This window comes from Ascidiimonas aurantiaca (assembly GCF_037646345.1).
Classification (GTDB): domain Bacteria; phylum Bacteroidota; class Bacteroidia; order Flavobacteriales; family Flavobacteriaceae; genus Ascidiimonas; species Ascidiimonas aurantiaca.
In genome coordinates this window covers 377,475-398,119 of record NZ_JBBEWR010000001.1, presented here as the reverse complement: position 1 = coordinate 398,119, position 20,645 = coordinate 377,475, and the positions used below count along the sequence as shown (strand labels likewise).

Genomic DNA, 20,645 nt, shown 5'->3' with positions numbered 1-20,645 from the left:
AATAATTTCAACAAAAAGGGAAAGCTAACTAACTATTTACGGGTGTAAAGATAGTCTAAATTATAATAGTGTATTCAAAAAATACGTTAAAATTCAATTTTGAATTAATCATGTTCTTTTAATAAGAGAAAAGCTCATTGCATACACAATGAGCTTAGCCGGTATATTTCAAGTAATGTGCGTGTTGAGATCTACTCTCGGGATATACGCTTGTCAAGAACATATAAATTCTCTGCATCATCGCCATGAAGCTCGTAAATTTTGATAGCATGTCTCATTTTCTGTTCTTCTTCCAGTTGCTCGTTAATAAACCACTGGAGGAAAAGCTCAGTAGGCACATCATTTTCTTTTCGGCATGTCAAAAATATCTGCTGGATCGATTTACTAACTGCAATTTCTTCCTGTAGTGCTGTTTTATAAAGATCGAGAATCGATTCGTACTCATGATTCACTTTTGGTACTTCAGGTGAATAGGCAATACCTCCGTTATCATTTATAAACTTAAAGATCTTAAGCATATGCTCACGTTCTTCATTAGATTGGTCGTAAAAAAACTTGGCGCTGTAATCAAACCCCTGTTGATCGCACCAGGAGGCCATAGCCAGATAGGTAGCTGATGCCTTTGCCTCCATTTTGATCTGCTCATTTAAGAGATCAATAATTTTAACGTTTATAGATAGATTTTCTCGTATAAGATTTTCCATAGCGAATGAATTTTAAATTTGTACAAATTTACAAAAAACAGAGGCATCATGCGCTGTCCAGAGATATTTGGGATTGGTCTAAATAAGTGTTAGTACGGGAGGGTCACTCCTCTTGGCGTAAAAATATACTCCATGATTTTTTTTAACTCTATAAGATCTTCTGTTTCGAGAATTAAGATCTCTTTTAAATTACAAAGGGAAACAATCTCAATACCACTGTGATGGTTATAGAAATGAGTATCAATATCAATAGCCTTTATAGTATTCCTAAAAGCTAGCAATTCACAGAAACTAAGAAGTATTTCCTTTCCGTGGAAATTAAACTGATATCTGTTTGAAGAGGTTGTAAACGTAATCACGCTCCAAAATTACAATTATTTAGAATTATTTCAAATAAAAAAATGATACTTATCTTATTTTTTTGGTATATTACCTTGTATTTGAAGTATAATGAGAATGTACCTCCATATCGTCATCGGGTAAAAAAAGAATAAAAGCCCACTTAAATCAATCAATCCTATTCAGGCCATATTCAAGGTAAAAACATTTTAATACCGGTTTTGATATGGAGGCCATCTCAAAAATTGAATTATGGTTAACTCCTTAAATAATTAAACTCGTCTGGGTAAAAGAGTCTTCTCATAACCATTTGTTACAGTATTTCTAAATTTTCTGACCGTTTTATGTCATTCAAGGCACCACTTCCTTATTTCCATAGATTGCATGAAATTATTATACACGCTCTTGAATAGGGAAAAACAGCAATGTAACGGACAAATACTCCCTAAAGGATAGCAACCGGGATCTATATTAGTAAATAAAAGGTATTCCCTTTTCGGATTGTATCGTTATATAATCTAAGATGCATGTAATGCTTCCCATACATGTTTTTTATAACGTACTCCGATGGGGATTTCAAGTGTGCCTATTTCAATATCATGAGCGGTATAGGCCGTAATTTTATTCATATTCACAATATAGGATCTGTGTGTACGAAGAAATTGTTTGGGTAATTCCTTTTCAAAATCACTTATTTTATACCTGGTGAGAATAGTAGCTTCGTTGGTGTGTATTTGCACATAATCTTTTAAACTTTCGGCATATAAAATATCTGAAAACAAAATTTTATAATGCTTCTTGTTGACATTTACATACATAAAACCGGAAGTTGGTTCCTTTTCAGAAACGGTAATCTTATTTTTACTCCTGTTTTCAATGCCGGTAAAATATTTATTAACCGCTTTGAAAAAACGATCAAAAGAAATAGGCTTTAATAAATAGTCAACTACCTCCAGTTCATAACTTTCTACTGCATACTCTCTGTAAGCTGTAGTTAAAATTACTTTGGGCGGATGGCTCAGGGATCTTAAAAACTCAATCCCGGTAAGCATTGGCATTTGGATATCTAAGAATATAAGATCTACCTGTTTCGATTTTAATACTTCAAAACCCTCCATAGCATTATTACAGGTAGCTACTACTTCCAGATTGGGGATTTTGGCAATGTGTGCCTCGATCAATGTAATTGCCAAAGGTTCGTCGTCAATTATAACACACTGTACATTCACATATTTGCATTTAAAGTCACAATTTAATCTTTTAAATTTATTTGGAGTAGCACCTTATAGCTGGTTTTATCCTGTTCTATTTTTAGAGAATGTTTTTCAGAGTAAATAAATTGTAATTGATTTTTTGTATTTACCAGCCCTATCCCCTTTTTATACTTAGTAGTGTCTGCCTGCACATGTATGGGTTTTGTATTATACACAGAAAATATGAGTTGTTTATTATTAACACGTATTGCTATATCTATTTCCGGATGAGTAACCGATCCGCTGGCACCATGTTTAAATGCATTTTCAATAAGAGATATCAGAATTAACGGTGCTATGGGTGTTTGTACATTGTCAATATCTTTTTGAAAACGAAGTGTTAACCGGTCTCCATATCGCAATCGTTCCAGGTCTATATAATTTTGTATCAACTGGATCTCTTCTGAGATAGAAACGGTTTTTTCATTGCATCTATATAGCATATAATCTAACATTTCCGAAAGTTTCAGTACGGTATCAGGAGCTTTATCTGATTTTTGTAGTGTAAGAACATACAAATTATTTAATGTATTAAACAAAAAATGAGGATGGATCTGGGCCTTCATAAAGTTTAACTCGGCTGTAATCTTTTCTTTTTCCAGTAACTCCCTCCTGCTCTTTTCTTCAAAGCGCTCTTTTAACAGCTTTACGCTCACAACGATAAATACCGGCAAAAAGACAATACTAAAAAAATCCATGTAGAGCCGTTTAATATCTGCGGCAATTTCAAAAAGAGATTCCTGTCTAAATGGAGGCGACCTGTACAGTTCCTCAGCTACATACACCACTAAAACACGTGCTAAAAATGAAAATACATACGTGCTTATTAAAAACAGAAGCCCAAAGAGCAGATATTTCTTTCGGTATAAAAAAAACGGATTAAGAACATACATAAGGTAATACGAAGCCAGTATTTGAGGAACCAGTATAATGGTATTGCGAACCAAAGACTCTGACATAGAGCCGTATGTACCCTGCAGGGCTATGGTATAAAAAAACAATAATACCAGCCAAAACAAAACGTGGGTCAACCAGCGTTTTTGAAGGATCGCATTGATAAATTGAATGAGAAAGTTATTCATGAACCTTTAAAACTAGCCTTAAAAATACATAATACCCTCTTACCCTTATCAAATTCAGACGAACTGGCATTTGCAACATACGTATAAAGCATACCTGCCCACCAAGTGCATATAACATTGTGTATGTACTATCGGTATGTATCAACAGAGTATGGGTCGATTTTTTTGAATGCATGCCATTTTAAGGAAGACTTTTGGCTTTGTAAAATATGATTTAGATAAAAAACAAATAAAACCAGCTACTATGACTGTTAAACAAATGAAACCCGTTTTTATAATTTTGATTATCTATGGCCTGGGCAAGATTCTTCTCTCCTGTTCTACATCAAAAAAGGTACTGGACTTTGAAAATTTGCCTAATACCGTACATATCTTTGATAAAAATTATGAGAAAGAAATTACAGGCGCACAAAAGTACCTTCAAACCATCCCTGAAAAAATTAACACCCCTTCTTTCTCTGTAGCAGTGGGCTACAAAGGAAAAGTAATCTGGTCCGAAGCAATTGGTTATCAGGATATAGAAAATAAAACCCCAGCTCATCCAAATTCCATTTACCGTATAGGAAGTACTTCAAAGGCAGTAACTTCAGTATTAGCGGCAAGATTGGTTGACAAGGGGCAAATGGACCTTGAAACCCTTATAACAGATGAAATAGCCAACTATCCTAAAAAAGAGTGGGGTTTTACACCCAGGCAATTATTGAGCCATTCGGCGGGAATACCTGACTATAACGATCTAAAATTAGGAGGGTTATACAGAACTCTGTGCAATTGCAGGAACTATACATCAGTAACAGAAGGCTTAAAAGTGTTCAATAAAGTAAAGCTCCTGTATAAGCCCGGTAGTAGTTTTAAATATACTTCTTTTGATATTGTGCTTTTAAGTGCCTATATGGAAACTGTTACCCAAACCGATTTTCTCTCTCTCTTAAATACAGAGGTTCTAGAACCTTTAGAGATGAAACACACTTTTGCCGACCATAGCAAATACCAAAAAGATACTATAGTTAAGTTTTATAAAACCCGGGATAATACTTATAAAAAATGGCCTGCTTTTGGGATATTCAATAAAAAAATTGACCTGAGCTACAAATGGGCAGGTGGCGGTATTCTCTCTACCCCTACCGACCTGGTTAAAATGGGAAATGCGGTATTAACCGATCGTACTTTTATGACCTGGGAGACCAACGCTTTGTTCTTCGAACCTCAAAAATTAGACAACGGAGAGCTAAACCCACAGCATTATGCCCTGGGATGGCGTTCATATTATGAGTATGAAAATGAAGCATTGAACCAAAAGGTATGGATCGTTCACCATGCAGGTATTAGTAAGGGCGCCATGAATTTTCTTATTTTATTTCCCGAGTACGAACTGGTTATAAATGCATCCGTAAACACCAGAACTGATGAGTTCTGGACTTTTGGGAATGAAGTAATTGCTTTAGCAGGCTTTTTTATAAATAATTAATGATGTACGGTAACCGTTTTACTTTCAAAAACAGGTATTGATCAGAGGGCCCCGGTCCTGCAAATTGTTTTCATACTTTTTTATCGGGGCCTTTTTGTTGAGTTTATATGCTTTCTGGGGTGAACCGTAAGTACCGGTAAAAACAAAAGCCGTTCATAACAGAACAGCTTTTGTATATACAAAACATGAAAAAATTTATGCGGTTTCCTTTTGTGATGTGCTTATTACAGCAAGATTATAAACCACTAAACCAAAACCAATCTTGTTAACGGCATCACCAATGTTATAAATAACGTCCATATTGAGTCCGGTAAAAATACCTTCATACCAACCTGGGGTACCTGCCATATAACCAATAGGGTAAATGGCCCATCCCACCAGTACAAACCAGCAAAGGGTTTTGTGAGCTCTTAAGACGGCCCCACCTGCCTCCATAGCCAGTTTTTTGGCGGTTCCAAACCAGATTTCGTAAACAATGGCAAAGTAAGCAATACCGGAGACGAGTCCCCAAAACCAGGCTTGATCACGATATACGGCCTCTCCAAAGTATCCGGTTACCAGCATCACTACAGATAAAAAGATAAGACGCCACATTAAAGACTTTCTCGCCCCTGCAACCTTGAGAATAAGGTAGAACTCAACGCACATTAATGGTACGGTAAGCACCCAGTCTACATAACGGAAAAAGGTAGGGGATTCGGCATTCGCGGCCCAGTAGTCACGCATGTACCAGTAATGTACTGCAGCAATGAAAGTAATAAGGCCCGATACCAGTATCGAGGTTTTCCACTTTCGGTCAAAATTATTCATTGAAAGAAAAAAGAAAGCCGAGGCAGCCATCATGGCCATGCACCCTACAAAGAAGGTAAAGCCCACATAATCATCGGTTGCTATAGTAGCAACCATGGGTAGAGAAGTTAATAAATATTTCATAATTAGAGTGATTAATTAATTTTGTTTAAGTAAATTTAAAAAAGATTAAACATATTTTGTTTATCTTTTTGTTAAAATTTTTAAACAAAATGAAAAATCAGGCCTTTTTTTTACCAAAAATGAACAATATTGCCGTTGTTGCCACTTTTCTTTTTTTGTGGATTGCCGTGTATTTTAACGACGATGTGGAGAATATGCTTGCCTATTTTTTAATCCTTACTTTTGGTATGTTACATGGGGCTAACGACCTGAAATTAATTCGAAAAAGCACTCAGAATACCACCGGGAGACACGTATTTTTTAGAATATTGTCTCTGTATGTGTTGGTTGTGTTATCTGGTTTTGCACTTTTTTATCTGCTACCCGGCCTTGCTTTTGTTTTATTTATTGTAGTAAGCGGGTACCATTTTGGAGAACAGCATTGGTTTCCAAAACTGTACACCAAAAGTCTGTTGGGACGTTGTCTGGCACTTCTTTATGGCTTATTCATATTAAGTATGCTTTTTGCAGCACATCCTGAAACTGTTTCGGCGGTGATAGAGAAAATAACAGGGTACTACGTTGCTGAGGTTATCTATTCCTGGTCTTTATGGGCTTGTGGGGGGTTAACTGTTCTCCTCTATCTTATTCTACACTTTCAAAAGCAGATAAAGGCACATATCGTGAAACAATTGTTTTTTTTGCTGGTTTTTTTCATCGTTTTCCATACGGCCTCCCTTCTTTGGTCTTTTGCCATTTATTTTGTGCTGTGGCATTCACTGCCTTCTATAGCAGATCAAATTGTGTATTTGTACGGTAACTTAACAAAACAAACTTTTTTACAATATGTGCGATCATCTTTTATTTACTGGTTAGTGGCGGTACTGGGGTCTATTGCCATCCTATTTGTTCTCAGGAATGATATGGAAACCGCTCTTTCCTTTTTTATTTCGTTTCTTGCTGCCATTACGTTCCCTCATGTTTTGGTTATTAGCAGACTCGAACACTATTAAATAAATTACTTTATACCTCTTTTATGGAGTTTACAGAAAAGGCCTTTATGAAGAGAATTGCACATGCGATAAACAAATAATCCATGAATTATACTTACTGTCTATGAAACTCGGTTTCAGAAACCCTATTTGTATTTTATTTGGACATATACTCGTTTTTAGTTTCTATTATGAAAACTAATACTTCTTTAAAAAAAGAAAAAAGTATTAGCATTAATACCTGTTACAAAATCTGAGTCGAACTCTGATTGAAAAGTTGCCAGTACATAAAAACTAAAATTGGATGTCATTTTTAGAATTCTCTTTAGGGTTTTGCTTTTCTTTTGAAGGATTTCAGACCTCGTTATGGTCTCAGTAATAATGGGTAAAATAGCAATAAGCCATAAGAGTATTTTTGTAAAAAATAACAGCATGCTTTCTAAGAAATATACTAGGGAGTAAAACAGAGAACACTATACTCTTTAAGGAATAGATAAAGGTATCAGTAACGAGCTTAAAAGAATGTCTGCCTAACTAAAAAAAAATCTCAAAACGAAAAGGATATAACCAATTTGACATAGGTACCGGTCTATGAAAGAATATCATATAAAACAGCCCATTAGGAACCCTATAGGTTGTACATACCTGTTCACTTTTATTATTGTATCTTTCCATAAAAATTCTTTTGCTATGCGTGCCCCATTTTATATACTAGTACTGTTTATTTTACCTGTAGTTAAATCATCTGCCCAACAAAACGAAGCTAAAAAAATAGAATCATACTACTTTAAAAAATTGTATCGTATTAACGATAGTGTGTACAGGTCTGAACAGCCTCTTAAAAAAGGGTTTCGCGAACTGGAAACTATGGGCATTAAAACCATTCTCAATTTACGACGCTTAAGAGATGATACAAGGAAAGCCAAAGGCACCGGGTTACATCTGGAACACCTGCGACTCAAATCGGGTGAAATTACTGAGCAGGACATTATTGAAGCGCTTCGCTTACTCAAGGATGCAGAAAAACCAGTGTTAATTCATTGCTGGCATGGGTCAGACCGTACTGGTGTGGTAACGGCAGCCTATCGTATCATTTTCGAGAACTGGCCTAAAGAAAAAGCTATAAAAGAGTTTATGCTTCCTGAATTTGGTTATCACAGAAATTGGTATCCTAATCTTTTGGAACTTCTGGATCAACTGAATGTTTCTCGTATAAAGAAAGAATTAGGAATATAGCCTTTCTGCTGTTTTAAATCCTGACATTATACAAAATGAATCAATGGTTTTTTTAGGAGTGCTTTTTTTAAGTTATTGGGAATAGTACCTGAGCTTTCTTGTAAACTGTATTATAATAATCAATTAGAAAATATAAGATTCCCCCATTACCAACAAAGAAATCAGCTGTTGGATAATCGGGGTTTTCGGTTAGCCAATACATGTTTTTCCCATCTTTAATATAAGAACTTAACAGGGTCTCTGCTACACAGCCTGCTCTTTCCAGAAAAATCTTATCTTGGGTTACACTGTATGCATGTAACCATACTTCCCCAACACCACTTAAACCGTGACATAAACTGAAATTAGAAAAATTTGGTTTGGGCGGAAGGGAACTTAATGACTTGATTACAACATCCAGGTATTTTTTATTATTAGTTATAGCGTAAAGGTTTAGAAAAAAAATAGAAATTCCTGTAGCTCCATGGCACCACCAGTTCCATGTTTCATTATTTGTTTTACTAAAACTCCATGAATAATGCTTTCCGTTATCTTTTTTACTTTGAAAAAGCCATTCCGCAGTTTTTTCAGCACGTTCTAAAGCATCCGGCTCTTTGGTATATTGATAATATGATAAGAAAAAGTTGGCTATCCCGGCTACGCCGTGCGCAAACCCGTACATGGTTTCGCCACTAATACCTTCTACACCCTCTTCTATTACCCAGGAACCGTTTTCTTTTTGAGCATCTTTTAGATAGTTGAAACACTTCTCTAAAAACCATTCTATTTCTTTATCAAAACCTAACAATTCAATGGTTTTTAAACATGCCATTCCTTGACCAGCGGCCCCATGTGTATAATCACTCCAGTCTAAACTTCTCTGTAAGCTTTTTTTTATGTAGCTGAGGTTATCTTTACTTTTTGGCAGTATTCCTGATGATATACCATATGCAATAGATACTGCGATTCCAGCAGTACCAAAATGAAGACCCGGTAATAAATCTTTATTTTGATCAACATCGTAATACTTTTTTAGATATACTATTGAATTATCAATGATTTTTGTATTTGAAACAGTAAACCCTGATTTTACTAGATGTGCCAGAACGTATAAAACACCGCTAACACCTCTGTTAAGAGACCCGTAAAAGGTTTTATCTGAAGACCTAATTTTACCCATATGCTTATTCTTATCCAATGATTCTGAAAACCATAAATCATTAGACAAAAAAAGGCTGGAAACTAATGAATTAGAAAAATTAATGATGGTTGCGGTCAGCCTGTTTTTATTACTGGTAAACCATATTTTTTTGTGATTTGACTTCTTAAATTTCAATTGTTCTAATTTTGATTTCAGGCTTAACAAAGAAGGTATAGAGTCTTCCGGGTTAAAACAACTGAGTAAATCATCCAATAAGAATTCGATTTCCGTTCCGGCTAGATAAAGTAATCGCTTTTTAACCTGATTCAAATCACCTTTTACCACTCGTCTTGGATCTAAGCCTGTAAATATTAAAATCATAATGGCTGATACAGAATACGTGTCATCTTTAAATGTGGGAAGTTGGTTGTTTTTTTGCTGATTAGACATAAAACCTTCGGTCCCCCCTTTAAAAGGTTTTTGGGATCTACTTGTATCATACGCCAGCTCAAAATCTGATAAATACACTCGATTTTTTGCTGAAATTAAAACATTACTGGCAGATAGATCTCTGTGAACTATTCCCTGATCGTGTAACTTAATTACTTCTTCAATTAATTGAATGGCATAACTTATCAATAGACTTTTAACTGAGAAATCAGAAAATTTGAATGTTGACATTTTTAACAGTTCAAAAACCTTATTTTCCAGATTCTCTCCTTCTATATATTCAGTAATTAAATAATAATTTTCCTTGCATTTCCTTAAATCATAAGGAATTGGAATATTTACATTTTTGATCTTTTTACATATTTGGAACTGTGATTTAAGCCTGTTTATGATATCTCTATCATCGGTATCGGAAAGCATGTGGGCTACTCCTTGTTTTAAGACCACAGGTTTGATGCTCTTTTTGTTTGAAACATCAAGAGCTCTAAAAACGTTTCCTTTTGGGTCTGATTTTAATACATCTAGTACTAGATACTGGTCCAACAGAAGTTTATTTTTGTTATTGGGAGCGGTCTCAAATTTGAAGTCTTCAAATGGAAATTTATAATATTTTAGGTCTAAATGAGTGGTATAGTTGTCTTCAATAAGATTATTATACGGGTCATAAATCATTAATTTTTTACGCCCAAACCTGTCATATTCTATAATGGGATTATAACCTCCATATCTACAATATAGAATACTCCCCAGTCTTACATCTGTGCTGATTCTGGGCCCTGTGAATTTAAAGTCGGTTTTAGCTTTTATGAATTCAATTATATTTTTTGCTGTTTGATAGTCTTCTGGGTATATGGTCATTGTTTTTCCAATTTGTGTTTGCCCAAGCTCTCCACTATTTAGTTGTACACAAAGTGTTTCATTAGCTATAATTTTAAAAACAACGCTATTTCTATTCAAATATGGACATATAATGTTATATATTTCATCAATTTCATTGGGCATAGAAGACACATGTAATTTCCATCCCTGAATTAAATTTGTTTTTCCGCAAATTAACCAAGGTGATTTTTCATCAAAACTGATATTATACTTGTTTAAAATAGTTTTATAAGAGTCCATGTTTTTGTGAAAAGCCACCCCTTTTTACATGTAAAAAGAGGTGGCATTGATATTAATTTAAAATAATAGTCTTCCTGGGTTCTTTAGGCCAAGAGTTCTAAAATCAACCGGGTTAACTATATTGGTAGTGTAACCGCAACTTTCGTTACACGTAACCCCACAACTACTTGTGCAGGTCACATCGCATCCTGCTGCAGGTGCGATATCTCCAACAATTACCCCTATAAATTCTTGAGGATCAAGAGAAAGTATGGCAGCTTTGCTCTTTCTGTCTAAAAAATTAAGTTTTTCTAAAGCCTTTTCTGTATCAAAAACCAAGGCATGTAAAAACTTTGGGTCGTTCTCAACTTCTTTTAATAATTGGTTGAATTGTTTTGCATTCATGTTTTAAAAAAATTTACCTACATTTTCGCATTCGGTTTTGCGCCCTACTCTATTGAAGGCTTTTCGGAGTCTGCCTCATACAACTAGTTGTTAATATCAAAATCATTATTTATTCTTTACATTAACTAAATTAGCATTTTTCAAAATACAGATTAACAGTTATTTACACCTTTTTAAAAGGGGATTTTACCTTATTTGAAAAATGTTAAAAACAGGGATCGTTCAATAAGAAACCTGGTTTCTTGATATAGGACATCAAACTAAAAAAAAGTGCTTTTATCAATATTATTTACATTATTTATAAGTTATTTCCTTAATTAAAAAATCTAATACCGTACCTTTAACGGCGATTTACATTAATTCAAAACAATGTCTTATGAAAAAAAAGCATCTAAAATCACTAGCATTTAAAAAAGTGTCTATCTCTGATTTACAATCAAATTTTGGTGGGCGTCCCTACACTACTGATTATCCGCAACTACCGGAAGAACCAAGAGTTGAAGAAACTATGGCTCGTATGTGCCCTACCGGGGTTATCACTACGAGTTGCCCTACCGCAATTTGCTAACAATGAATAGAAAAGCAGGTTAAAAGCCTGCTTTTTCTTTTTTAAAATATCTACCGTCTTTTATATTGTTTAACTAAAAAAAATTAATTATGAAAAAAAAACATCTTAAAACATTATTGCTTAACAAAGCATCTGTTTCCAGTTTACAGTCTAATTACGGAGGGCGTACGTACACTACGCATACCACTGACCTTCCTGATAAGGATACAGGTACAGGTAATGATCCATCACCGCAAAGTCTTTTAACAGGTACGTGCCCTACAGATTATATAACTTTACGTGGCTGTAATTAAACTATTGTAAATATTTGTGAAAGTGGGCTTACGCCCACTTTTTTTTTACTTTCTTCATTTTATCTAGATTAACACTTTATCTATTCTAAAAACACACGGTTAAACTTCTGTGAATTGATATACTTACTTAGTGATCTATTTAAAATAATTATATATATAATTATTTTTATAAATACAGTTTTTTCTTACTTTATATGAAAAATCACTATATTAAAGTCATTAATAATCAATTTAAATCTTTCTATATGAAAAGGAAAAGTTTGCAATACCTAAAGTTTACTAAAATATCTATTTCTAACCTCCAAAAAATAGGAGGACGTCCACCCGATGGTGGGGCATCAGGCCACAATCCGCCAGATGACGAAGGATATGGGGTATCTGTGAACCGCATCTGTACTGACGATATTATGCTTACTTTGCTATGCCATTCCAATTTCTGTTAAGAAATCGGCATAGAGCACGTAATAAATAACTTTTCTTTTATTCATATTATCCACTCCTTTATTTCATTTTTATAAAGAAGCCTAAAATACTCTTATTATAAAAAGAAATTTAAAATCATTACCTTTTACCAAAGTATCTGTAGCTGATTTACAATCGAATGTCGGGGGGCGCCCCAACCCCATAGAGACTGAAGCCTGTGAAAGCCCAACCGGGGATGTTGATGTCCCAACTGTTGCCCGCACTTGCCCTGGTACTTTGTTTACCACCGGATGCCCTACGGCAAAGTGCTAGAAATTAATTGACAAGCAGGTTTTTACCCGCTTTTATATTTGTTATGGCAGTATCTATCTATATTGTAAGTTTTCTACGATTGGCCAGAATCTCCCATTCTGTGACTTTTTTACCCTTACGTATCACTGAAATGTGATGATGCAGGTTTATGGTAGGACAAATATGATAGGGAACACCGTAAAGCACGGTCCCTATGGGCAGAGCATCGGCATTTTCTACTTTTAAAACGCCGTGCTCTTCACTCTGTGAAAGCAGTGTATATGTTTCGAGATTTAAAAAACGTACTCTTTGATCTATGGGGTTTTCAGCTGCCACCGCTTTATGTCCCAGATCGATCGTTACGATTCCCTCTGCCGGCTTTGAAATAACCCGGGTGAGTAACAACACTGCCCATTTAAACGGCTGTTCTGCCAGTTTCTCACTATACCCCCAATCCCAGAACACGCATGTGCCAGGACTACATACACGGTCATTATAGAGAGCATGAGTGGAGAATGAAGGCGTACCTCCGCAAATAAGCTCTATTTCCGGGTAACGCTTTTTAGCTGCTCTAAAATACGGCTCGAGCGTATGAAGACTGTTTTCTATCTCAGTTTTTCGATAGGTATATTCCGGTTGTCGTAAATGCCCGTCATACACATGAAATCCTTTAAATACCAGGTTTTTATAATTAGAAAAAGCCTCTGTAAGTTGTTCCATTCCTGTTCCCGGCTTAATCCCGGAACGATCCATTCCGTTATTGATATCTATATATACACCTAATAGTTTAGTGCGAATGCCGGCTTCTGTCTCTAATTGGCCCAGAGTTACTGCATTATCTGCTATAACACAAAATGAAACGTTGGGGAACTTTTGTATTAACTTACCTAAATGCGAAATCTTAGGCCCTACTAGCTGATGTGCCAGTAAAACAGTTGAAGCCCCCGAAAAAGCAACCATTTCTGCCTCTGCCAGTGTAGAAACTTTAAAACGGGTAATCCCTAATGCAAGCATACGCTTTACAACTTCTGGCATTTTATGTGTTTTTACATGAGGCATGAGCCTTGAAACATCTCCCTTTACCATATTGAGCATGGTAGAGAGATTATGCATAAAATGTGCTTCGTACAGAACTACTGAGGGAGAATCAATTTCATGACTATTCTCAATTTCAAACCAATGCATTGTTTCGTTTTTTTACTACCTTCAAAGGTAGCAAAAACTCATGCATAACCGGTATATCTTACCCGTTTATTGACCTACCCATTTTTTTATCTCTGCCATATAGATTTCCATTTCAGGACGGGTAGCTATGCTTACTCTTACCCAATCAGGATATTTAGGCCAGCCGCCAGGTAAAATTCCCAGTCCCGCCTTTTTAATTGCTTCTTTAAAACGTTTTACGTCACCCACTTCGTGCATGATAAAGTTGGTATTACTCTCTAAAACACGCAACCCTGACTTTTGTAGTTCGCCTATGACCCAGTCACGTACTTCTTGATTTTTTAACCGATAGTTCTCTACATAGTTATCATTTGTCAGAGCGGTAATGGCTGCAGCAGTCCCAAGGTTATTCAATAATCCGTAAAACCCTATATGATGATCTTTTATTTTTTGAATGGTTTCAGGGAGTCCTATAAGATATCCTATGCGTAAACCGGCCATTCCATAGGCTTTTGAGAAGGTTCGAATACTGAGTATATTGTATTTTTCCTGTAACAGTTTTATCAAATCAGGGCGCTTCTGTGGAGGTGCCAGATCAATATAGGCTTCGTCTATTGCAATAACACGTTCACCGGATGCTACTTCTTTGCAAAAATCTTCCACACGGCCGGCTGGTAACAGCTTACCTGTAGGATTGTTGGGATTACAAAGATATACCAGTTTTGTAGCCGGGGTAATAGCATTGATAGTAGCATCCAGGTCAATATCTGCTTCACTGCTCATAGGAACATAGGTGGCGGCATTCTCAAATATCTTATTGGCATACGCGGCAATCACATTAAATGTAAGTTCGGGAGCAATAATACTTGCGGGACTCCCTCCAAAGGCCCTGCTAAGCATACACAAGATCTCAAATGATCCATGGCCCAAAAGTACCTGATCGGGATGAAGGCTGTTCTTTTGAGCGATGGCCTCTGCCAATTGATCTGTAGCAAACGGATGGTAGGAAGCATACCTGTTTACGCGTTTGCTTTGCTGTGCAATTACCTTCAATACTTGGGCAGAAGGCCCATAAGGATTTTCATTAGAGAACAACCGTACTTTTTCTGGGTCATCATAAAATACCATTTGGTTTTTGATCCAGGAAGCCGCCTGTAACTGCGGGCCCACGGTTCCTGCCAAAGCAGCTGCACTTCCTAACTGTAGAAATTTTCTTCTGGGTACTTTTGAGTCTGTTTTCATGGTTTTGTTTTTCACAAAAATTGATCACATTCTTCATTTTTCCTAACAGGATCATGATCCTGGCTATCTACCGGAAGTTTTATTTACAAGATTGTCGATACGCGGCGGCGGTGGTATGGGTGAGCTTTCGGAAAATACTATTGAAGGAGGAGATGCTGTTAAAACCACTTTCATAGGCAATAGCGGCTATCTTGTAATGGCGGTGTTTCTCTGAAGCTAATAACATTTTGGCTTCCTCTACCCTATAGCGGGCTATGTATTGTGAGTAGTTTTCATTTTGTACCTGGTTAATTACCTGTGATAGTTTTTTAGGTGACATAGCTACCTGTTCACTCAGACTTTGCAGGCTCAATTCGGGATCCAAGTATGGTTTTTTTGTCTGCATGTAGGTTTCGAGGCGCTCAATAGAAGCTATTATCTCTTCTGAGCTCCACGAAGAATTGGCATATTTCTTTCGGTTTTCAGAAAATATGGATGGGGTTTTCAATGCCTTACCCGCCAGAAAAAGTATGGCCAGTGAAAAAAGAAAGGCATTACTTAAATAGGGGATCCACCCAAAGAAAACCCCAATATGAGTAAGTGCTAAAGCAATGGTCACTACATTAAAAAAAAGCAACCAGTTTTTTAAAACAGAAAGCTTGTCTGTCAATGAATCTTTCCGTAGCCAAAACAAAGTATAAAATGCATATGCAAGTATATTCACCTGCAAAATCATATAAACTACCCGGGAAATAAAACTGCCGTCATTTGGGATTACAGTACTTAAAAGCAGCATAGTCACAAATGGTATAAAATGCAAAAAAACAGACCTTTGCAATCTTCGGGGACGAAATGAATAATATCCGTAAAACCATAGAGAGGGGCCCGCCACAAATAACAACCCTAAAAACACATTACGAAGGGCCGCATGAATGGGAAAGTAATTAAAAAACAACGATTTAGCTATACGCAGACTAAAAGCTATAAGGAAAAAAGCTAAAAATATATTTGCCCCGGGACGCTTGCGATGAGTAATCAGCAGGAAAACACCAAAAAACAAAGCCATACTTACCCCAATGCTGGCAAATAGCAATTCAGCATGTTTTAGTATTTGGGTATTGATTTCCATGTCTTGTTTACATACTTTTTCTTTATAAAAGTTTCTGTTTATAACTGTTACCTACCTACATGGGTTTTGACCTCCCTCCTGCCCTTTTTCTAAAAATGGTTAAAAAAACATCTCCCTTTTTGCTGGTATTTATAAAATACACTCCGGTTAAAAGGATAATGGCAGCAGCAACCGATTGCAGTGTGATCTTTTCATCCAGAAAATACCATCCTAAAAGCAATGCAATAATGGGGTTTACATAGGTATTAGTAGCCACTTTTTCGGGTGATACATGTTTTAAAAGGAAATTAAACGATGTAAAAGCTACAATGCTTCCAAAAATAATAAGTAATACCATTGATATCTGTACAGGTTCGCTCCAGTACCAGGGTGCAGACCAGGTTTCCCCTAATAACAAACTACCAATAAACAGCATGACCCCTGCAGTGAGCATTTGATATCCTGTATTTACAAAATAGTTGGAAGGCATATCTGCTTTTCCCACAAAGAGGCTCCCATAACCCCAGCTGATCATACAGGCAAATATCATAATCATTCCCAAAATGCTGTTTTCTTTGCTTATTACCTGTTTTTGACTCACCAGAAGATAAATACCCACTATACCCAATACTATACCAATGACTGACATACGGCGGATTTTCTTCCCTTGTAAGACACGCATGAGAATGAGTACTACGAGTGGTTGTGCGGATATTTCAAGAGCGGCCAGGCCGGTATCTACATACTTCAAGGCCCAAACTACGACACCATTCCCAAAAGTGAGGAATAAAAATCCCGCTATGGCTGTATTGATAAGCTGTTTTCTGGTAATTCCCGCATAAATACCCAAAAAACGGCAAAGCCCCAGAATAAGTATGCCCGCACAACTAAAACGAATCCCCGCCAACATAAAAGGCGATAACTCTCCAACGGCTATCTTATTAAGAAGATAGGTTGAGCCCCATATTACATAAATTGAAAAAAACGCAAGGACAATAAGAGTAGTGTTTCGGTTTTTTGCCATAAGTTCTTCGCCTTTTTGGGCAGACCAAAATACACATTACTTTTTATATGTAACACAACTATTTACTACGCTTTTTCCTAATACAATTTTGGTAATAAAAAGAACACTTTTTATTCAAAATAAATACACATCGTGTCAAAATTCAGGATCATTTTATCAAATTTTTGAATAAAATCCTGTCCAATATTACCATATACATGATCATCAGACTTTGACAGGGACTCTTTAAGTACGGTAACTGAATCAATTGTAACCATCATTTTATCAACCGCCGCCGTAAAAGAAATTTTGTATCCTTCCTTTTCAATGGCTCCTGCAGCCCCTGCAAACCTTACCTCTGTTTGATCATAATTCTTTGTAATACTGTCACGGAAAGTTTCATAGTATTTTTTATAAAGTATGGTAGAATCTGCGCCGGTATCAAATGAAAAATACAGAGGTGTTCCTTCTGAAAACAGGTTGATATATGGAGTGAGATATTCAATGGCCATATTAGGTTCGCAGTTCAATGTGCCCGTAAGAGGTACATATATGTGATCGTTCTTTAGGAAGTGGATCTCCCCCATAGCCTCAATAACAGGATATCCCAGAATACCCTGTATTTGAAAATCAATTTGAGGGATATACAATGCTTCATCGGGAAAAACAAGAAAAACCACATTTTCAACCCTCATATTCTGAATCGTAAAATAAGGAGCTACCGCAATATGGGCAGCAATACGCTGTCCGGTTATGGTATTTACTTCTACAGAACTATCCTGTATCTGCATATTCATCTTTTTCGCAACAGATTCTATAATCACCGAAAGATTGGCACCTGTGTCGAAGATAAACGGTACCTTAAGAGTATCATATGCAATATGAAAGCTTTTTAACCCTGCTATTTCTGAGAAAAGAGGAATATGAGAATCATTTTCTTTGTAAAGTTTTTGTTCTGGAAAAGAGGAAACCGCGTTCCAGATAATAGCATTGTTTTTCAGATCATACGCCTCTTTGTCAGAAAGTACTTTTTTGTATTGGGTGAGCAATATCTCTGTGCTTTCAACCACCTTAGCATACTCAAACAACTTTACGTGATTTGATATCTGTACATTGTAAAGATCTTTGGCCTGGTCATTACTGAGGCTGTCCTGGTATTGGTCAAACAAAACATTAATTTCTCTCCTGGATGTTTCCAGATCGTTAAAAAGATTATGAAGAACGGCACCCAGGCGTAATTTTTGAAATTCATTTAAAAGATGACTATTCTCTTTATATACTGATTGTGCCAGGAAGTATGACTTAACGTTGAGTAAAGAATCTATTTTCTTTGTTATCTCCGCATCGCTATTTTGCGAAACCGGTGTTTTACAATTGTTAAAAACCAAAAGTACCAGAATAAGCGATATACCGTAAAGTAGTTGTTTCATGTGTTTTTATGGCAATGGTAGTACAATTTACGAACTTGAGAGTTGTACTGCCTGAAGTCGAACTAAAAAATCAGGTCTTCATATATTCTTTTCTATATTGCCCGGCAGTGAGTCCGGTTACTTTTTTAAAAGCTGTATTAAATGAGGAGCGTGAATTGAACCCTACTTCAAACATGATCTCATAAATTTTATGATCCTTTCGGGAAGGGTCTGCTAGTAGTCTTTGCGCTTCCTGTACACGATATGTATTAACATAATCAAAAAAATTACGTTGAAAGTTCTCATTAATGGCTTGTGAGAGGTTTTTGGGATGCGTTTTTAATATTTGGGCAAGGGTTGACAGTTCAAGCGTGTCATTTAAATAGGGTTTTTGATTCTGCATAAGAGCTTCCAGTTGTTCTGAAAGGGTTTTACTTTGTAAAGCTGTTAATAATGAACCGCTGTATTTTTCTGCTTTTTTTAGAGGACTTCGTTTTTTATATACCTGGTAAATATATCTAACCTTAGAAAATATGTGTCTCAGAACGAGTACGGCAAAAACCAGAAATACCACGACAAAAATAAAACGATACTGTTGTAACGGATGTATGATAAAAGTTTCTAAAAAAGCCATAATATATATAAGATACACTCCTGATAAAATATACCACGATGTACGCCGTTTTCTATCTTCAAAACTCAATTCTTCCCGGAAACTACCTGTTTTTTTCACTGAAGAAACTATGACTACCAGAGTACTATTAAAAATATAAAATCCGGAATGTAAAAAGATAAAAACAGATTGATAGGGCTCCAGAACATACGGATCTATTAACAAATACAGGCCTATTCCCAAAAAACCAGGGGCAAAGTGATGATACGATATCATCGCAGATTTTGTGTCTCCGTGTAAAAAGGTTTTAAGGAACCACCAGAAAAACGGTCCTGCACATAACAAAAATGCCGGAATAAGATTAAATAGCCCGATATCTGTGAACCTTAGAAAAAAACTATTGCCCAATAAAAACAGGAAAAGAGAGAGCAAAGCAACCAATGGAAAAGAAACCTGCCTTTTAATTACATATCGCACAAGGTAGATAACTGTGCTCAAAGCCATCAGTATTTGAAGCAGGAAAACCAGATCTACCGAAAACTCGTATTCTTTTACCATGGCCATAGCTAGAATGATCGAGGAAATATACAAAGGTATCTGCTTTAAAAACAAAGCTTTTAACGCATAAGCAGAGAACTTTTGCCGGGAAGTATGCTTAATTGCTAAGCAATACCTTCTTTAACTGTTCATAACTATTTATAGAGATGTGTAACCGGCCTTTAATGCTTATAATCGGGTAGTCCCGTTCCTGTACAGGAATTGATGTATTGGGAAAAGCTCGGGACAATTGATTGGTTATATCATCGTTATCTGCCAATTTAACCACTTGATAGGCATAAAAGTCCTTTTCAAGAGCCGCTATCATGGCATCACATGAAATACACTGTAAGGGCACATAGATCACCAGGTTTTTTTCGGGCATCTTTCGTTTAGGTGGTAAAGTGATTTTTACATGAGGCTTCTTAAGGGCCCTTTTAGACAGACTGTCATTTACTTTTAGATCATACGTATATACAGGCTTTTTATCTCCAAGAAGATAAATGTTTTTCAAATGTACCTTAGATGCCCCAGGTACTCGTATCCATCTGGGTTTGGCTTTGCTTTGCCGTATGTTTGTTCCGGAAACGGTAAACAATATATCATAATCGGTTTCCGTTTCATTAATGGCAAAAAATGAAACCTTGTTAACGTTTACTTTTTCAAGTACCTGAATTTTCTTCTGTTGAGAATGGAGCAGAGAGGTACAAAAAGCGATACTGACTATACACAGTTTTTTAAATATCATTTTTATGGTGGATTTGGACCGGCAATTTACAACTTCTACCTGATTTGTGCAGGTTGTACGGTATAAAGTAAGAACAGAATATGGAAAACGAGCATACACCCTTTGTGTTTTTTCCGGAGATGAACAGAGTAACCGATGGCTTTCCCAATTTTGAATGGATACACAAAAGGCATATATTTACGGTTTTAGCACTTCTCATACTATGACG

At 36.1% G+C, this 20,645-nt stretch carries 21 protein-coding genes; 7 read left to right on the top strand and 14 right to left on the bottom strand.

Annotation, left to right across the window (positions count from 1 at the left end; all coding sequences use genetic code 11):
• Window positions 1–191: 191 nt before the first annotated feature.
• The 4 genes from WAO84_RS01740 to WAO84_RS01725 all read right to left on the bottom strand — a co-directional run bounded on the left by WAO84_RS01740 (window position 192) and on the right by WAO84_RS01725 (window position 3,378).
• Entirely contained in the window at window positions 192–704 is a 513-nt protein-coding gene (locus tag WAO84_RS01740) for a ferritin (protein WP_340063299.1), read from the bottom strand.
• Window positions 705–793: 89 nt separating this feature from the next.
• Complete coding sequence (locus WAO84_RS01735) at window positions 794–1,063, bottom strand: hypothetical protein (RefSeq protein WP_340063298.1); 270 nt, start codon at window positions 1,061–1,063, stop codon at window positions 794–796.
• Between the two features lie 498 nt (window positions 1,064–1,561).
• Window positions 1,562–2,272, bottom strand: a complete 711-nt coding sequence (locus WAO84_RS01730; RefSeq protein ID WP_340063297.1) for a LytR/AlgR family response regulator transcription factor — start codon at window positions 2,270–2,272, stop codon at window positions 1,562–1,564.
• Window positions 2,273–2,295: 23 nt separating this feature from the next.
• Window positions 2,296–3,378: a sensor histidine kinase gene (locus WAO84_RS01725; protein ID WP_340063296.1), complete on the bottom strand. Its 1,083-nt coding sequence runs from the start codon at window positions 3,376–3,378 to the stop codon at window positions 2,296–2,298.
• Between the two features lie 244 nt (window positions 3,379–3,622).
• Between WAO84_RS01725 and WAO84_RS01720 the strand changes: the two genes are divergently transcribed.
• A complete protein-coding gene (locus tag WAO84_RS01720; protein ID WP_340063295.1) occupies window positions 3,623–4,846 on the top strand; it encodes a serine hydrolase domain-containing protein in 1,224 nt (407 codons plus the stop codon).
• 195 nt (window positions 4,847–5,041) lie between these two features.
• Here the strand turns inward: WAO84_RS01720 and WAO84_RS01715 are convergent, their stop codons facing one another.
• Window positions 5,042–5,779 carry a bacteriorhodopsin-like gene (locus WAO84_RS01715; protein ID WP_340063294.1) on the bottom strand — a complete coding sequence of 246 codons (738 nt, stop codon included), beginning with the start codon at window positions 5,777–5,779 and terminating at the stop codon, window positions 5,042–5,044.
• A gap of 89 nt (window positions 5,780–5,868) precedes the next feature.
• Here WAO84_RS01715 and WAO84_RS01710 point away from each other — a divergent pair, with 89 nt between their 5' ends.
• Complete coding sequence (locus WAO84_RS01710; RefSeq protein ID WP_340063293.1) at window positions 5,869–6,771, top strand: Brp/Blh family beta-carotene 15,15'-dioxygenase; 903 nt, start codon at window positions 5,869–5,871, stop codon at window positions 6,769–6,771.
• A 669-nt stretch (window positions 6,772–7,440) separates the two neighbouring features.
• Window positions 7,441–7,986, top strand: a complete 546-nt coding sequence (locus tag WAO84_RS01705; protein WP_340063292.1) for a phosphatase domain-containing putative toxin — start codon at window positions 7,441–7,443, stop codon at window positions 7,984–7,986.
• A 67-nt stretch (window positions 7,987–8,053) separates the two neighbouring features.
• Here WAO84_RS01705 and WAO84_RS01700 read toward each other — a convergent pair whose 3' ends face one another.
• On the bottom strand, window positions 8,054–10,675 hold the full coding sequence (locus WAO84_RS01700; RefSeq protein WP_340063291.1) for a lanthionine synthetase LanC family protein: 2,622 nt from the start codon (window positions 10,673–10,675) through the stop codon (window positions 8,054–8,056).
• Window positions 10,676–10,732: 57 nt separating this feature from the next.
• Complete coding sequence (locus WAO84_RS01695; RefSeq protein ID WP_340063290.1) at window positions 10,733–11,059, bottom strand: hypothetical protein; 327 nt, start codon at window positions 11,057–11,059, stop codon at window positions 10,733–10,735.
• Window positions 11,060–11,435: 376 nt separating this feature from the next.
• On the opposite strand from WAO84_RS01695, the gene WAO84_RS01690 reads away from it, so the two are divergent.
• The 3 genes from WAO84_RS01690 to WAO84_RS01680 all read left to right on the top strand — a co-directional run bounded on the left by WAO84_RS01690 (window position 11,436) and on the right by WAO84_RS01680 (window position 12,363).
• Window positions 11,436–11,627, top strand: coding sequence for a hypothetical protein (locus WAO84_RS01690; protein WP_340063289.1), 192 nt, complete (start codon window positions 11,436–11,438; stop codon window positions 11,625–11,627).
• A gap of 89 nt (window positions 11,628–11,716) precedes the next feature.
• Complete coding sequence (locus tag WAO84_RS01685; RefSeq protein ID WP_340063288.1) at window positions 11,717–11,920, top strand: hypothetical protein; 204 nt, start codon at window positions 11,717–11,719, stop codon at window positions 11,918–11,920.
• A 245-nt stretch (window positions 11,921–12,165) separates the two neighbouring features.
• Window positions 12,166–12,363, top strand: a complete 198-nt coding sequence (locus tag WAO84_RS01680) for a hypothetical protein (protein ID WP_340063287.1) — start codon at window positions 12,166–12,168, stop codon at window positions 12,361–12,363.
• Window positions 12,364–12,712: 349 nt separating this feature from the next.
• On the opposite strand, the gene WAO84_RS01675 is transcribed toward WAO84_RS01680, so the two are convergent.
• The 7 genes from WAO84_RS01675 to WAO84_RS01645 form a co-directional block, all read right to left on the bottom strand.
• Window positions 12,713–13,819: a D-TA family PLP-dependent enzyme gene (locus tag WAO84_RS01675; protein ID WP_340063286.1), complete on the bottom strand. Its 1,107-nt coding sequence runs from the start codon at window positions 13,817–13,819 to the stop codon at window positions 12,713–12,715.
• 66 nt (window positions 13,820–13,885) lie between these two features.
• On the bottom strand, window positions 13,886–15,040 hold the full coding sequence (locus tag WAO84_RS01670) for a pyridoxal phosphate-dependent aminotransferase (protein WP_340063285.1): 1,155 nt from the start codon (window positions 15,038–15,040) through the stop codon (window positions 13,886–13,888).
• A 79-nt stretch (window positions 15,041–15,119) separates the two neighbouring features.
• Window positions 15,120–16,148, bottom strand: a complete 1,029-nt coding sequence (locus WAO84_RS01665) for a helix-turn-helix transcriptional regulator (protein ID WP_340063284.1) — start codon at window positions 16,146–16,148, stop codon at window positions 15,120–15,122.
• A 55-nt stretch (window positions 16,149–16,203) separates the two neighbouring features.
• The gene (locus WAO84_RS01660) at window positions 16,204–17,151 is read right to left on the bottom strand and encodes an EamA family transporter (RefSeq protein WP_340063283.1); all 948 of its coding nucleotides are present in this window, start codon (window positions 17,149–17,151) and stop codon (window positions 16,204–16,206) included.
• A 110-nt stretch (window positions 17,152–17,261) separates the two neighbouring features.
• Window positions 17,262–18,560, bottom strand: coding sequence for a retropepsin-like aspartic protease (locus WAO84_RS01655; protein WP_340063282.1), 1,299 nt, complete (start codon window positions 18,558–18,560; stop codon window positions 17,262–17,264).
• A 70-nt stretch (window positions 18,561–18,630) separates the two neighbouring features.
• A complete protein-coding gene (locus WAO84_RS01650; RefSeq protein ID WP_340063281.1) occupies window positions 18,631–19,743 on the bottom strand; it encodes a helix-turn-helix domain-containing protein in 1,113 nt (370 codons plus the stop codon).
• A 64-nt stretch (window positions 19,744–19,807) separates the two neighbouring features.
• Entirely contained in the window at window positions 19,808–20,437 is a 630-nt protein-coding gene (locus tag WAO84_RS01645; RefSeq protein ID WP_340063280.1) for a hypothetical protein, read from the bottom strand.
• An 80-nt stretch (window positions 20,438–20,517) separates the two neighbouring features.
• On the opposite strand from WAO84_RS01645, the gene WAO84_RS01640 reads away from it, so the two are divergent.
• Complete coding sequence (locus tag WAO84_RS01640) at window positions 20,518–20,643, top strand: hypothetical protein (protein ID WP_340063279.1); 126 nt, start codon at window positions 20,518–20,520, stop codon at window positions 20,641–20,643.
• The last annotated feature ends 2 nt before the right edge of the window (window positions 20,644–20,645 follow it).

What these genes read in the sequence shown, in the direction of transcription:
- WAO84_RS01695 (WP_340063290.1), bottom strand. Translation starts at nt 11,059, where the DNA reads ATGAATGCAAAACAATTCAACCAATTATTAAAAGAAGTTGAGAACGAC.
- WAO84_RS01740 (WP_340063299.1), bottom strand. Translation starts at nt 704, where the DNA reads ATGGAAAATCTTATACGAGAAAATCTATCTATAAACGTTAAAATTATT.
- WAO84_RS01670 (WP_340063285.1), bottom strand. Translation starts at nt 15,040, where the DNA reads ATGAAAACAGACTCAAAAGTACCCAGAAGAAAATTTCTACAGTTAGGA.
- WAO84_RS01715 (WP_340063294.1), bottom strand. Translation starts at nt 5,779, where the DNA reads ATGAAATATTTATTAACTTCTCTACCCATGGTTGCTACTATAGCAACC.
- WAO84_RS01655 (WP_340063282.1), bottom strand. Translation starts at nt 18,560, where the DNA reads ATGAAACAACTACTTTACGGTATATCGCTTATTCTGGTACTTTTGGTT.
- WAO84_RS01705 (WP_340063292.1), top strand. Translation starts at nt 7,441, where the DNA reads ATGCGTGCCCCATTTTATATACTAGTACTGTTTATTTTACCTGTAGTT.
- WAO84_RS01680 (WP_340063287.1), top strand. Translation starts at nt 12,166, where the DNA reads ATGAAAAGGAAAAGTTTGCAATACCTAAAGTTTACTAAAATATCTATT.
- WAO84_RS01665 (WP_340063284.1), bottom strand. Translation starts at nt 16,148, where the DNA reads ATGGAAATCAATACCCAAATACTAAAACATGCTGAATTGCTATTTGCC.
- WAO84_RS01700 (WP_340063291.1), bottom strand. Translation starts at nt 10,675, where the DNA reads ATGGACTCTTATAAAACTATTTTAAACAAGTATAATATCAGTTTTGAT.
- WAO84_RS01710 (WP_340063293.1), top strand. Translation starts at nt 5,869, where the DNA reads ATGAAAAATCAGGCCTTTTTTTTACCAAAAATGAACAATATTGCCGTT.
- WAO84_RS01645 (WP_340063280.1), bottom strand. Translation starts at nt 20,437, where the DNA reads ATGATATTTAAAAAACTGTGTATAGTCAGTATCGCTTTTTGTACCTCT.
- WAO84_RS01660 (WP_340063283.1), bottom strand. Translation starts at nt 17,151, where the DNA reads ATGGCAAAAAACCGAAACACTACTCTTATTGTCCTTGCGTTTTTTTCA.
- WAO84_RS01690 (WP_340063289.1), top strand. Translation starts at nt 11,436, where the DNA reads ATGAAAAAAAAGCATCTAAAATCACTAGCATTTAAAAAAGTGTCTATC.
- WAO84_RS01725 (WP_340063296.1), bottom strand. Translation starts at nt 3,378, where the DNA reads ATGAATAACTTTCTCATTCAATTTATCAATGCGATCCTTCAAAAACGC.
- WAO84_RS01675 (WP_340063286.1), bottom strand. Translation starts at nt 13,819, where the DNA reads ATGCATTGGTTTGAAATTGAGAATAGTCATGAAATTGATTCTCCCTCA.
- WAO84_RS01685 (WP_340063288.1), top strand. Translation starts at nt 11,717, where the DNA reads ATGAAAAAAAAACATCTTAAAACATTATTGCTTAACAAAGCATCTGTT.
- WAO84_RS01640 (WP_340063279.1), top strand. Translation starts at nt 20,518, where the DNA reads ATGGAAAACGAGCATACACCCTTTGTGTTTTTTCCGGAGATGAACAGA.
- WAO84_RS01720 (WP_340063295.1), top strand. Translation starts at nt 3,623, where the DNA reads ATGACTGTTAAACAAATGAAACCCGTTTTTATAATTTTGATTATCTAT.